General features: G+C 74.0%; 11 protein-coding genes. 5 read left to right on the plus strand and 6 right to left on the minus strand.

Features of this window, described 5'->3' with window-relative positions:
- Positions 1–47: 47 nt before the first annotated feature.
- The gene (locus tag BIV57_RS07275; RefSeq protein ID WP_071655841.1) at positions 48–1139 is read left to right on the plus strand and encodes a M64 family metallopeptidase; all 1092 of its coding nucleotides are present in this window, start codon (positions 48–50) and stop codon (positions 1137–1139) included.
- 80 nt (positions 1140–1219) lie between these two features.
- On the plus strand, positions 1220–1852 hold the full coding sequence (locus BIV57_RS07280) for a GntR family transcriptional regulator (protein ID WP_071655842.1): 633 nt from the start codon (positions 1220–1222) through the stop codon (positions 1850–1852).
- Positions 1853–1879: 27 nt separating this feature from the next.
- Here the strand turns inward: BIV57_RS07280 and BIV57_RS07285 are convergent, their stop codons facing one another.
- The 4 genes from BIV57_RS07285 to BIV57_RS07300 all read right to left on the minus strand — a co-directional run bounded on the left by BIV57_RS07285 (position 1880) and on the right by BIV57_RS07300 (position 7713).
- On the minus strand, positions 1880–2728 hold the full coding sequence (locus tag BIV57_RS07285; RefSeq protein WP_419185691.1) for a maleylpyruvate isomerase family mycothiol-dependent enzyme: 849 nt from the start codon (positions 2726–2728) through the stop codon (positions 1880–1882).
- Between the two features lie 350 nt (positions 2729–3078).
- On the minus strand, positions 3079–4167 hold the full coding sequence (locus BIV57_RS07290; protein ID WP_071655843.1) for a PucR family transcriptional regulator: 1089 nt from the start codon (positions 4165–4167) through the stop codon (positions 3079–3081).
- A 133-nt stretch (positions 4168–4300) separates the two neighbouring features.
- The gene (locus BIV57_RS07295) at positions 4301–5629 is read right to left on the minus strand and encodes a M18 family aminopeptidase (RefSeq protein ID WP_107409497.1); all 1329 of its coding nucleotides are present in this window, start codon (positions 5627–5629) and stop codon (positions 4301–4303) included.
- A 251-nt stretch (positions 5630–5880) separates the two neighbouring features.
- Positions 5881–7713, minus strand: a complete 1833-nt coding sequence (locus BIV57_RS07300; protein ID WP_071655845.1) for an acyl-CoA dehydrogenase — start codon at positions 7711–7713, stop codon at positions 5881–5883.
- Between the two features lie 164 nt (positions 7714–7877).
- Here BIV57_RS07300 and BIV57_RS25905 point away from each other — a divergent pair, with 164 nt between their 5' ends.
- Complete coding sequence (locus BIV57_RS25905; protein WP_245797465.1) at positions 7878–8483, plus strand: SseB family protein; 606 nt, start codon at positions 7878–7880, stop codon at positions 8481–8483.
- 191 nt (positions 8484–8674) lie between these two features.
- The gene (locus BIV57_RS07310) at positions 8675–9454 is read left to right on the plus strand and encodes a C40 family peptidase (RefSeq protein WP_071655846.1); all 780 of its coding nucleotides are present in this window, start codon (positions 8675–8677) and stop codon (positions 9452–9454) included.
- Here BIV57_RS07310 and BIV57_RS07315 read toward each other — a convergent pair.
- On the minus strand, positions 9451–10038 hold the full coding sequence (locus BIV57_RS07315) for a hypothetical protein (RefSeq protein ID WP_071655847.1): 588 nt from the start codon (positions 10036–10038) through the stop codon (positions 9451–9453). The genes BIV57_RS07310 and BIV57_RS07315 overlap by 4 nt on opposite strands.
- 156 nt (positions 10039–10194) lie before the next feature.
- Positions 10195–10920 carry a DUF6891 domain-containing protein gene (locus tag BIV57_RS07320; RefSeq protein WP_071655848.1) on the minus strand — a complete coding sequence of 242 codons (726 nt, stop codon included), beginning with the start codon at positions 10918–10920 and terminating at the stop codon, positions 10195–10197.
- Between the two features lie 104 nt (positions 10921–11024).
- Here BIV57_RS07320 and BIV57_RS07325 point away from each other — a divergent pair.
- The coding region (locus tag BIV57_RS07325; RefSeq protein ID WP_217651703.1) for a small ribosomal subunit Rsm22 family protein at positions 11025–11539 on the plus strand (515 nt) is incomplete at its 3' end.

Genomic DNA, 11539 nt, shown 5'->3' on the forward strand with positions numbered 1-11539 from the left:
GCTGACGGGTTGTCAGATGAGATGAGCAAGCGGGTACCCGTTGGTCCGTGCTGCGATCCCCGGAACGTCCGCGATGGCGGCTGCGCCGCCTGTGGACGGGGCTGCTGCTGGTCGCCGTGGCCGGCCTGGTGGGTGCCGCCTGGCCGCCCGATCCGCCGGCCCGCGACGGCGCCCGCATCGAACTCCTCTTCGTCGGCGACGGCTTCACCCGCGGCCAGGAGGCGCGGTTCCAGCAGGACGTCGACCGCCTCTGGCGGGCCTTCGCCGCGGAGGAGCCGTACCGCACCTACCGCGAGGTCTTCCGGGAGCGCCGCCTCGACCTCGCCTCCCCGCTCGCCGGCGTCGGGAGCCGGGAGCGCGCCACCCCGCTCGGAATGCACTACTGGTGCCACGGCGTGGAGCGGCTGCTCTGCGCGGACGAGCACCGCGTCGCCGCCGTCACCGGCGGCAACGAGCCCCGCCGCCGGATCATCGCGGTCGCCAACTCCACCACCTACGGCGGCGCCGGCGGCTCGGCGTCCACCACCGTGGGCGGCGGGAACCCGGACGCCGGGCCCGTCTTCCAGCACGAGATCGGCCACACCCTCGGCGGCCTCGGCGACGAGTACGACGGCGCCTACGGCGACGACCCCGCCCGTTTGGACTACCCCAACCTGGGCCGTCCCGGCCGGCCGGTGCCCTGGCGGCGCTGGCTGGGCGCCCGCGACCCCAGCGGCGGGCGGGTGGGCGCCTACGCCGGCGCCGACGGGGTGCTGCGCCCCACCCGCGACTCGATCATGCGGACGCTCGGCAGCGTCTACAACCTGCCCTCGCGGGAGGCGCTGATCGAGGAGTTCTACCGGGTCGCCTCGCCGCTGGTCGCGCACGGCCGGCGCGGCCGGGGCGGGCATCTGCTCTGGGTGCGGCCGCTGCACCTGATCGGGCACGCCTGGATCCGGGTGCGCTGGACGGTCGACGGGCGCGCGTGGAGCCGTCCGGGCTGCCGCGGCTGCTCCATTGGGGCGACCTTCGACACCGGGTGGCTGCCGCCCGGCCGGCACCGGGTCTCCGCGGTGGTCCGGGACGCCACGCCCTGGGTCCGGGACGAGGCGTTCCGCCGCAGGTCCATGACCCGGATCGTCAACTGGTCGGTGGGCTGAGTACATTCGTCTCAGCCAAGCCGACACTTCCGTTGCGAGCCATTGCCGGGCCGCCTGATTGCATCTAAGGTGTATGCGTTATGCCCCCAGCCGCCGAACGCGTGTACGCCCACGTCAAGCGAGCCATTCTGAGTCGCAGGTACGCGGGCGGGTCCCTGCTGACCGAGGGCGGTCTCGCCGACGAGGTCGGCGTCTCCCGGACTCCGGTGCGCGAGGCGCTGCTCCGGCTGGAGATGGAGGGGCTGCTCAAGCTCTACCCGAAGAAGGGCGCGCTCGTCCTTCCGGTGAGCGCCCAGGAGATCGCCGACGTGATGCAGGCGCGGCGCCTGGTGGAGCAGTTCGCGGTGCGGGCGGCGATCCCGGCACCGGTGCAGCTGCTGGACCAGCTGGAGGAGCTGGTCGCCGAGCAGAAGGCCGCGGAGGCGGCCGGCAACGGCGAGGGCTTCGCCCAGGCGGACCGGGCCTTCCACCGCGCGATCGTGGTGGCCGCGGGCAACGTGATCATCGAGAACTGGTACGACCAGCTGCGGGACCGTCAGCTGCGGATGGGCGTGGAGTTCGCGCGCAGCACGACGGACCGGGTGCGGCGCTCCATCGACGACCATGAGGCGATCCTGCACGCGCTGCGCTCGGGCGAGGCGGTCGGCGCGGCGGAGCTGGCGGGCACCCACATAGACCGCATCGAGCGGGAGTTGCGCGGGGAGCGCGAGTAGCCCTGCGGCCCCGCGCCCCTCGCGCGGTCACGGCGTGATCGAGAATTCGGCGAGGATCTTGGTGGCGAGGGCGGTGTCGCCCTCGATCTTGACGTCGGCGCGCTCGGGCCGGATGCGGCCGCAGGCGAGGCGGGCGTAGGTCTCCCAGTCGGTGGTGAGGGTGACGCGCGGGGAGAACGGCGCGTGCTCGCCGACCGCGGCGCGCGCCGGGTCGACCGGGTCGACCTCGACGGTGCGCATGAACTCGATGGGCCCGTGGACGTCCACGCTCACCGCGGTGTGCGGGGCCGCGCCGGCCCGCGTCACGACCTCCGGCAGGGCCGCCACCATGGAGTCGCGCGCGACGTAGGCCGCCGGGGTGTCGAGGTTGCCGGGGACGCCGATCGCCCGGCGGATGTCCTGCTCGTGCGCCCAGACGTCGAACGCCCGCAGCCGCAGCAGGGAGCCGAGCCGCATCTGGCGCCCCATCAGGCCGAGGACCTCCTGGTCGGGGTCGGTGAGGTCGCGCAGCGAGCGGCGCCGGCGGATCAGCGCGAGCTCCAGCTCGGACGTCATCTCCGGGGCGGTGTGGCAGCGCCGCACGTCGACCGGGACCTCGTTGTAGCGGGTCGGCTCGTCGACGACGTGGCGCAGGTCGCGCGGCAGGGTGTGGATCGGGCGAGGATCGCCCAGCAGGCCCAGCTCGGTGCCGATCAGGTGCGAGACGACATCGCGGACCGACCAGCCGGGGCACTCCGTGGCGCGGTTCCAGTCGGGCTCCGCGAGGGGCGCGACGAGTTCCTGGATCGCCTCCGTCGATTGCGTCCAGGCGTCGACGAGGGGCTGCAGGATGTGGGAGGCGTGCGGGATTCGGCGGGAATTCGGTATGGATGTCACGGATGGTCCCTCGGCGACGCGGCGGGAAGGCAGGAGTAGGACTGCAGGCATTATCCCGTCGGTGAGCTGGATCACCATCCGTTCCCGGAAATGTCGTCGGGGTGGGCCGCGGCTTGGCCGCGCGGCGGTGCCCGGCGATGTCGTCAAGGGCGCATAAAGACTGCCGAGGTTCGGCAATGCGGCGGACGGAAGGCGCGGGGCACGATGACGGCGCGCGGGGCGCGGCGCCGGCGGTGGCGCGTGCGGGTGCGGACCGGAGTCGAGGGGGCGGTCCGCACCGCGGTGCCCCGCGGTGCGGTCGCGGTGTCGGCGGACGGGGGGCCGCCGGGCCGCGGCGGTACCCGGCGGGTTCAGAGGGCGTGTTCGGGCCAGCGGAGGAGGCGGGCGCCGAGCGCCGCGGTCTGGAGGGTGTAGCGGTGCAGCGCGTCGTCCGGGTCGTACCCCGTCAACTCGCGTATCCGCGCCAGCCGGTAGGTCAGCGCCCGCACGCTGAGGCTCAGCCGGCGCGCCGTCTCGCTGCGGTTGTAGCCCGCCTCGGCATGCGCGGCGAGCGTCTCCAGCAGCGGCTCCGCCCCGCCCCGCGCCCCCGTCAGGGGGCCCAGTACGGTGCGCACCAGATCGGCCATCGCCGCCCGGTCGCGCAGCAGCACCGGAAAGACCATCAGCTCGGCCGCGTCCAGCAGATCGGCCGCCAGGCCGAGCCGCTCGGCGGTGTCCAGCGCGCTGAGGGCCTCCTCGTAGGAGTGCGCCACCCCGCCCGGCCCGCGGTGCGGCCGCCCCACCGCGACCCGCACCGCCCCGCCCGCGCCGCGCGCGCCGGCCATGGCGAGCGCCGCGAACGCCTCGGTGACCCGCCGGTCGCCGCCCGGCGCCACGCACACCAGCCGCCCCTCCTTGGTGGCCAGCAGCGGATGCCGGGAGCGCAGCCGCGCGGTCAGCTCGCGGTCGACGTGCCGGGTGACGGGGTGCCCGTCGTCGAAGCCGGGCCCCTCCGCCACGGCGGCGACGGCGACGCGGTGGGTGCGGGCGAGGCGCAGGCCGAACCGGTCGGCCCGCTCGGCGAGCCGGCCGAGCCCGCTGCGGCCGTGCAGCAGGTCGTCGACGAACTCCCGCCGCTCGGTCTCCTCGCGGTGCGCGGCGAGCCGCTGGGCCCGCTGGTAGCCGGTGACGACGGCCTCCACGGCGGCGTCCAGCGCGGCGAGCACGTCGCCGCCGGCGCGGCGCGCCTCGGCGGCGGTGGCGGCGCCGGCGATGCCGGGCAGCTCGGGCCAGGCGGCGCGCGCGGAGCGCAGCTGACCCCCGATCAGCTCGCGCAGCCCGAGCCCGGACTCGGCGGCCCGCTCGCCGAGCAGCCGGAGCTCCTCCAGTTCGTCGCGGCGGGGCCGGCGGCCGGTCCTGGAGACCCGGGCCAGCAGGTCCAGGCAGTCGTTCCCGTCCATGCCGCGTGACACCCCCGATCGCTGCAACCGTCGGACGGCGCCGCCGACATTACCTCACCTTGACTTTTCCTTGGCGAGGTCTTGGCGACCGGAGGGTCGGGCGACCGGACCGTCGAGCGGCGGCCGCCGCCGCTCAGCCGTCCAGGAAGGACTTCAGTGCGGAGGCGAGCAGATGCGGGTCGTCCGAGCCGGAGAGCTCCCGGACGGAGTGCATCGAGAGGATCGCGGTGCCGATGTCGACGGTCGCGATGCCGTGCCGGGCCGCGGTGATCGGGCCGATGGTGGTGCCGCAGGGCATCGCGTTGTTGGAGACGAAGGTCTGGTACGGCACCCCGGCCCGCTCGCAGGCCGCGGCGAAGACGGTCCGCCCGACGCCGTCGGTGGCGTACCGCTGGTTGACGTTGACCTTCAGGATCGGGCCGCCGTTGGGCATCGGGTGGTGCGTCGGGTCGTGCCGCTCCGCGTAGTTGGGGTGCACGGCGTGGCCGGTGTCGGAGGAGAGGCAGACGGACGCGGCCAGCGCGCGGGCGCGGTCCTCGACGCTGCCGCCGCGGGCGTGCACGCTGCGCTCCAGCACGGTGCCGAGCAGCGGGCCGTGCGCGCCGGTGTCGGACTGGCTGCCGTTCTCCTCGTGGTCGAAGGCGACCAGGACGGGGATGTGCGTCAGCGCGTCCGCGCCGGGCGCTGTGGCGGCGGCCGCCAGGGCGGCGGTGCCGGCGTGCGTGGAGAGCTGGTTGTCGAGGCGGCCCGAGGCGAAGAACTCCTCGCTCTGGCCGAGGAAGGCGGGCGGCTGGAGGTCGTAGAGCGACAGGTCCCAGCCGAGGATGTCGGCGGCGGTGGCGCCGGAGGCGCGCAGCTCGGGGGCCTCGGCGGCGAGGAAGTCCAGCAGCCCGCGCTCGTCCGAGGCGCCGGTGAGGCCCCAGATGGGCTGCATGCCGCGCTGCTTGTCGAGCTTGAGGCCGTTGTCGTTGACCCCGCGGTCCAGGTGGATGGCGAGCTGCGGGACGCGCAGCAGCGGCCGGTGGAAGTCGACCAGGTGGACGGAGCCGTCCCGCAGCGCGATCCGCCCGGCGAGGCCGAGGTCGCGGTCGAGCCAGGAGTTGAGGAGCGGTCCGCCGTAGATCTCGACGGCGAGCTGGCGCCAGCCGTGCGCGGCGAAGTCCGGCTGCGGCTTGACGCGCAGCGTCGGCGAGTCGGTGTGGGCGCCGACGATCCGGAACGGCGCGGCGGGGTCGCCGGCGGCGGCCTGCGGCAGGTACCAGGCGACGAGCGTGCCGCCGCGGACCAGGTAGCGGCCGCCGGGCTCGGCGGGGAAGGGGTCGGTCTCCTCGACGCGCGCGAAGCCGGCGGCCTCCAGCCGGGCCGCGGCGGAGGCGGCGGCGTGGTACGGCGTCGGGCTGGCCCCGGTGAAGGCCATGAGGTCGGCGGTGTGCGCGCGGTCGAAGTGGCTCATGGGGGCCAGATTACGCGTCCGCCCCGGCACCCCTCCGGCCAGGCGAGGCCTGGCCGGGCGGGGAGCCGGGGCGAGGGGCGGCAGACGGCGAGCGGCCCGAGCGGGCTTGGCGAAGTAGGGCACACTCCCCGCGCCGCCCGGCACGCGCATCTGCGGCGTTGCCCAAGCACGTACGTAAGAACCACTACGAACGAGCTCGGGCGCCTTGCGGCTGCACGCACCGAACGACGCGGAAAGGCACCCTGCTTCGCCAAACCCGCTTAGAAGGCGTCCTCGGGGAGCTCCATGATGGAGTTGTCGACGCGCTCGGCGAGCTTGCGCTGGCCGGTCAGCAGCGGCAGCACGTTCGCCGCGAAGAACCGCGCCGCGGCGATCTTGCCCTGGTAGAACGCCCGGTCCTTCTCCGAGACGTCCCCGCCCAGCGCCTCCGTCGCCACCACGGCCTGCCGCAGCAGCAGGTAGCCGACCATCAGGTCGCCCGAGGCCAGCACCAGGCGGGTGGTGTTCTGGCCCACCTTGTAGAGGCTGGTGACGTCCTGCTCGGTCGCGGCGAGCTGGGTGATCATCGCGCCGACGATGCCCTCGAGGTCCGCCGTGGCGCGCGCCAGCGCGTCCTTCTCGGCGGCGAAGCCCTCGGCCAGCGAGCCGGTGAACTCCTTGATCTCGTTCGCGAGCGCGCCCAGCGCCTGGCCCTGGTCCTTGACGATCTTCCGGAAGAAGAAGTCCTGGCCCTGGATCGCCGTGGTGCCCTCGTAGAGGGTGTCGATCTTGGCGTCCCGGATGTACTGCTCCAGCGGGTAGTCCTGGAGGTAGCCGGAGCCGCCGAAGGTCTGCAGCGACTGCGACAGCAGCTCGTAGGACTTCTCCGAGCCGTAGCCCTTGACGATCGGCAGCAGCAGGTCGTTGAGGCGGACGTCGGCCGGGTCGGCGTTCTTGCCCATGCCCAGCGGGTCCGCCTGCAGCATCCGGTCCTGGACGCAGGCCGTGTAGACGACCAGCGCGCGCAGGCCCTCGGCGTACGCCTTCTGGAACATCAGCGAGCGGCGGACGTCCGGGTGGTGCGTGATGGTGACGCGCGGCGCCGACTTGTCCGTCGACTGCGTCAGGTCCGCGCCCTGGACGCGCTCCTTGGCGTACTCCAGGGCGTTGAGGTAGCCCGTGGAGAGGGTGGCGATGGCCTTGGTGCCGACCATCATCCGCGCCGACTCGATGATCTTGAACATCTGGCGGATGCCGTCGTGCACCTCGCCGAGCAGGTAGCCCACCGCCGGGCGCTCCTCGCCGAAGCGCAGCTCGCAGGTGGTGGAGACCTTGAGGCCCATCTTGTGCTCGACGTTGGTGACGTAGGCGCCGTTGCGCTCGCCCAGCTCGCCGGTCTCCCAGTCGAACCGGTACTTCGGCACGATGAACATCGACAGGCCCTTGGTGCCGGGGCCGGCGCCCTCGGGGCGGGCCAGCACCAGGTGCACGATGTTGTCGCTCAGGTCGTGCTCGCCCGAGGTGATGAAGCGCTTGACGCCCTCGATGTGCCAGGTGCCGTCGTCCTGCAGAGACGCCTTGGTGCGGCCGGCGCCCACGTCCGAGCCGGCGTCCGGCTCGGTGAGGACCATGGTCGAGCCCCACTTGTGGTCGATCATCCGCTGGGCGACCTTGCCCTGCTCCTCGGTGCCCAGGCGGAGCACGACGGTGGCGAAGTCGAGGCCGCCGGCGTACATCCAGACCGCCGGGTTGGCGCCCAGCACCAGCTCCGCGATGGCCCAGTGCAGGCTAGCCGGGGCGGTGGTGCCGCCCAGCTCCTCGGGGAGGCCGAGGCGCCAGAACTCGGCGTCGATGAAGGCCTGGTACGACTTCTTGAACGTGTCCGGGAGGGTGGCGGTGTGGGTGTCCGGGTCGAAGACGGGCGGGTTGCGGTCGCCGTCGGCGAAGGACTCCGCGAGGTCCTCCGTGGCGAGCCGCTCGACCTCGGAGAGCACCGAGCGCGCGGTGTCCGGGTCGATCTCGGCGAAGGCGTCCTTGCCGTACACGTCGTCGCGGCCGAAGACCTCGAAGAGGTTGAACTCCAGGTCGCGGAGGTTGGACTTGTAATGCCCCATGGCGTTGCTCTCCGGTCGATCGTGTCTGCCGTCGGGAAGGGTAGGCGCAGGGTTAGACGCGTGCTCGATACCCGTGGGTAGCCACGATTATGCTACCCGTCGGTAACCATAGGCAATCCCCCAGGGGTTAGCTTGCTCCCCCGGGGACTCGCTAGCCTGGTCGGGTGTACGGCTACGAGCGCACGACCCCGAGCGGCGGGCCGCAGGGTCCCGGGGCGCACAACGGTGCGCAGTACGGCGGCGGCTACGAGGCCGGCGGCGGCTCCGGCTACGGGTATCCCCAGGGCGGCGGCTACCAGGACGCCGGTCAGAACGGCTACCAGGGGCAGGGCGGCTACGGCTACCCGCCCCCGCAGCAGGGTGCCCCCCAGCAGGGCGGCGCCCCCGAACCCGGCCGCTACCCGGAACCGCAGGGGCCGACGATGGCGGACGCGCTGCGCGCCTTCGCCGGCGGGGCGATGACGGCGGAGGACTTCCAGGAGATCTTCATCGCCTCCCGGATCTACTGCCCGCGGGCCGACACCCCGGGCTTCCTCGCCATGCCGAACACCAATCAGCCGCTGATCCCGATGTTCACCTCGCTCAAGGAGCTGCGGCGGTTCGCGGGCAAGGAGTCGAAGTACTTCGTGATCACCGGCGCCGAGGTGCTCGACCTGCTGCCGACCGGGTACGGCTTCGTGCTCGACGTGGAGGGGGACCACCGGGCGGTCTTCGACGCGCGGGCGGTCGAGGAGATGGTCGACTTCACCATGCGGCGGCTCTACGGCTGACTCCGGCCGATCCGGGCCTGACGGTCCGTCGGCGTGACGGCGTGACGGCGTGTCAAGGTTTGCGCAGGTCGGGGAGTTGGAGGGCTAGCGCATTACGGACTCCGGCGCGGGTCCGCCACCGGGATGCCGCCTAACGGGGTAATTAGTCCGATTTACCGGATAACGCCCTTGCGCCGTGCTGACATGGCGTCATGAACGATCACAGCGACCCCCGCAGGGGCACGCACGTCGGGCGGACGGCGCAGGTCCGCACCGCCACCAGGACCTGCCGCGTCCGCGGGCTGCGCGGCGGCACCGCCGCGGTGCTGCTCGCCGCGGCGGCGGCGACGGCCGGCGCGGCGGCCGCGCCCGCCTCGGCCGAGGCGGCGCCGGCGGTGGCGTCCAGCAGGCCGCACTACTGGTACCTCAAGCACGGGCATTGGTACTGGACCAGCCACTACGACCGATATCGCGCCTGGGTCGACGCCGGCGGGACCGGCAACGGCACGCGCGGGCCGGACTTCTCGCGCGGCTCGCGGCCGGCGCCGCCTCCCGCGTCCCGGCCGTCCGGGCGGTCCTCGTCGGACACGGCGCGCCCGGGGGCGCGGGCGATCACCGCGACCGCGGCCGGGCGGGCGATCGCCTACGCCCGCGCCCAGCTCGGCAAGCCGTACGCGTGGGGAGGCAACGGGCCGCGGGCCTTCGACTGCTCGGGGCTCGTCCAGCAGGCGTATCTGCGGGCCGGGGTGCGGCTGCCCCGGGTGACCGCCCAGCAGGCGGCGGCGACCACCCGGATCAGCGCGAGCCGGCTGCGCCCGGGAGACCTGGTGCACTGGTCCAACAACGGCAAGGCGTCCGGGGCGTACCACATCGCCATCTACCTCGGCGGCGGCAAGTACATCGAGGCGCCGCGGCCCGGGAAGAAGGTGCGGATCACCGCCATCTCCTGGGGCTACAAGCCGTCCTTCTACACCCGGGTGACGGTGCGCTAGCCGGCGCGGCGCCGGCGGCCCGGCAGGCGGATGTCGGCGCACCAGCGGCGGAGCTCGTCCCGGATGGCGACCAGCTCCGCCGCCGGATCGCCCTCGCCGGCCGGGGGCCAGCCGCGCACCCGGGCGCGGTAGGCGTCCGTGCGGTCCTCCGGGCGGGCGGTGAAGGCGAGGCCGATCGCCCGGTGGACGAGCCACTGGTGCTGCGTCAGCAGCCGCACCAGGCGGTCGGCGACGGTGGCGTACTCGGCGCTGACGTCCAGGTCCTCGAGGCGGGAGCGGAGCTGCTGCACGGCGTTGAGCTGCTCGCCGCAGCGGCGTCCGACGGTGACGGGGACCATCGCGGCGGTGCCGCAGGAGGTGACCATCCGGGTGGACTCGGGGACGACGGCGAGAGCCTGCTCGGCGATCTCCAGGAGGGAGAGGACCTGACGGGTCCCGGTGTCGGGATCGGGGCCGGGTTCGGCCTCGGGGCCGTGGCGCAGCCGGTTCCAGCGCCGGGCGAGAACGCTGCGCGGGTGGGCCGAGGTGGTGGCTCCGTACCCGGTGGCGGCGTCCGAGAGGGTCAGGGGTTGGTGCAGGCTCATGGGGGGCGGCCTCCAGCCGGAGGGCGTTGCGTGCGCCGGTTCCTTAGTGCCCATGATGCGGCAACCCCGGGGGAAACGGGCTGAGTTCGGCTGGTCTGCGCGGATTGCTAGCTCTGGGAGGGCCGGTGTGGCCGGATCGGGGCGGCCCGGCGCGGGCTAGGGGAGGCGCTTGCGCCAGGCGAGGGTGACGGCGATGCGGCGGCCGGGGTCGCCGTCCCAGTCGGCGGTGAGGCCGTGCGCGGAGAGCGCCGCCATCACGCGGGTGCCGACCGTTCGGGAGAGCGCCGGGTAGTCGGGGTGGCCGGCGGCGACGAAGCTGCCGAAGCCGAGCAGCAGCGGGCCGCCCTCGACGGCGCGCTGGGTGTCCTGGTTGTGGAAGTAGACGTAGCCCTCGGGGGCGGAGCCGGGCCGGATCTCGTCGTCGATCTCGTTGGCGGCGCACTGCGCGCAGCAGGTGAAGTCCTCGCGGGCGACGATGCCGGAGGCCTCCAGGTCGTCGAACGCACGGGCGAGGCGATCGTTGTCGGTGACGTCCGGCCAGGTCCGCTGCTCCTGCAGCCGGGCGTCCCAGGCGGCGGCGACGATGGCCTGGACGGTGGCCGGGGCGAGGGTGATCTGCTCCTCCTCGGCCATGGTGGTGGTGACGTCCTCGCAGACCTCGTCGAAGGCGGCGTAGCCCTCGGCGACGAAGCGGGCGGCGGTGTGCTCGACGGCCGCGGCGTCGGCGAGGTGCTCCATCTCCGCGGCGGACGCGGGTATGCCGCGCTCCTGGGCGAACTCCCCGACCGCCTCCAGGATGTCGTAGGCGGAGCCGTCGGTCTCCGCGGCCGACCTGCGGGCCACGGCGGTGAGCAGGGCGTGGGTCTGGGCGTCGAGAGACATGAGGGGGACCGTACCGCCGGGGCGCGGGTGTGGGGAGGGGCGGGCGGATAGAGTGACGCGGCCGACGCGGGTGCGATAGGCGGAGAAAGGCGGACGAGTCACACATGTGGGAGCTTCCGGAGGCGCTGCGGGGGGCGTTGGACGGGGTCGTCGGGGGCGGTGCCGGCGGGGCGCGGCTGGCGCGCGACGTCGAGGCGCTGATCGCGCGGTACCGCGCGGACGTTGCGGCGCCGGAGGCGATCCTCGCCACGCCGGGGGCGGCGCGGGCCTACGCGGCGTACCGGATGCCGGCGACGTACGCCGCCGTCCGGGCGGCGCTGGGGGAGCTTGCGCTGCGGACGGACGGGGCCGGGCCCTCGGGGCTCGCGCCGGTCACCCAGGTGGATGTGGGCGGGGGGACGGGGGCCGCTGTGTGGGCGGCGTTCGACGCGTTCGGCGGGCCGTCGGGGTCGCTGGAGCGGGCCCGGGTGCTGGAGCGGTCGCCGGAGGTGGTCGCGGTGGGGCGGGAGTTGGCGCGGGCCGGGGGGCTGGGGGCGGCGGAGTGGGAGCTGTTCCTGGTGGCGGAGGGGGCGTCGGAGGTCGCGGTGCCCGCTGCGGACCTGGTGACGGTCTCGTATGT

The organism is Mangrovactinospora gilvigrisea, assembly GCF_001879105.1.
GTDB classification, from domain to species: Bacteria; Actinomycetota; Actinomycetes; order Streptomycetales; family Streptomycetaceae; genus Mangrovactinospora; species Mangrovactinospora gilvigrisea.

Bases quoted from the DNA above. Each gene is read 5' to 3' on its own strand.
- BIV57_RS07280 (WP_071655842.1), top strand. From the start codon at position 1,220: ATGCCCCCAGCCGCCGAACGCGTGTACGCCCACGTCAAGCGAGCCATT.
- BIV57_RS07290 (WP_071655843.1), bottom strand. From the start codon at position 4,167: ATGGACGGGAACGACTGCCTGGACCTGCTGGCCCGGGTCTCCAGGACC.
- BIV57_RS07300 (WP_071655845.1), bottom strand. From the start codon at position 7,713: ATGGGGCATTACAAGTCCAACCTCCGCGACCTGGAGTTCAACCTCTTC.
- BIV57_RS07310 (WP_071655846.1), top strand. From the start codon at position 8,675: ATGAACGATCACAGCGACCCCCGCAGGGGCACGCACGTCGGGCGGACG.
- BIV57_RS07315 (WP_071655847.1), bottom strand. From the start codon at position 10,038: ATGAGCCTGCACCAACCCCTGACCCTCTCGGACGCCGCCACCGGGTAC.
- BIV57_RS07320 (WP_071655848.1), bottom strand. From the start codon at position 10,920: ATGTCTCTCGACGCCCAGACCCACGCCCTGCTCACCGCCGTGGCCCGC.